The organism is Leucobacter sp. M11, from assembly GCF_035726885.1.
Classification (GTDB): domain Bacteria; phylum Actinomycetota; class Actinomycetes; order Actinomycetales; family Microbacteriaceae; genus JAPFRB01.
The window spans coordinates 740,454-741,397 of record NZ_JAPFRB010000002.1; the positions used below are offsets into that span (position 1 = coordinate 740,454).

Sequence of the window (944 nt, forward strand, 5' to 3'; positions counted from 1 at the left end):
ACGCACGCTCGCCATCGCACGGGCGTCCGAGCCAAAGGAGCGCTCCGTCAGGGGCACGACCGTGAGCAGGCCCTGGCCGTCCAACACCGGATGCCCGAGTCGCGCAATCCGATGTCGGCCGGCCGCTGCTTCCAGATGCACGATGAGGTGCAGGGCGCTCACGGCCTGCCGAGCGAGGTGCTGCGGGGCGAGCCCGGCGAGCGCCCCGAGGGCTTCGAGCCGGGCGGGCACCTCGGTGAGCGTGCTGGCGTGCACGGTCCCGGCACCCCCGTCGTGCCCCGTGTTCAGCGCGCCGAGCAGCACGCTGAGCTCCGCCCCGCGGCACTCCCCGAGCACAAGTCGATCCGGCCGCATGCGGAGCGCCTCGCGAAGCAACTGCGCGACGCCGATGCCTCCCGCCCCCTCGCTGTTGGCCTGCCGGGCCTCCAAGCTCACCCGATGCGGGTGCCGGATCCGCAGCTCGGCCACGTCCTCGATCGTCACGATCCGCTCGCTGTGCGGCACCTCCCCGAGCAGGGCGGCAAGCAGCGTCGTCTTCCCCGAGCCGGTCCCGCCGGTGATCAGCAGGTTCTGCCGGGCCGCGACGGCCTCGCGCAAAAACCGGTGCACGGGGCCGGAGCACAGCCCCGCCGCGACGAGCTCGCCGAGCCCGGGGGCCTCGCGCCGCGGCACCCGGATCGAGAGCAGGGTGCCGGAGGCGCTCACGGGCGGCAGGACCGCGTGCACCCGCACCCCACCGCCCAGGTGCACGTCCTGGCACGGGGTGCGCTCGTCGAGGTGTCGCCCGCCTGCGGCGACCAGGCCGACGGCGAGCGCCCGAGCCGCATCCTCGTCGGGCGGCCAGCCCGGCACGGGCTCCGCCCGGCCCCCGCGGCGGCGGAACAGGCCGCCGTCCCCGTTCAGGAACAGGTCGCTCACCTCGGGGTCGCCGAGGTGCTGGGCAA

The 944-nt window shown here is 75.4% G+C and carries 1 protein-coding gene; it reads right to left on the bottom strand.

Annotated features, from left to right (window positions below):
- Window positions 1-944 (bottom strand): CpaF family protein (locus tag OOT08_RS07960; protein ID WP_325092067.1); only part of this gene is annotated, 944 nt, incomplete at both ends.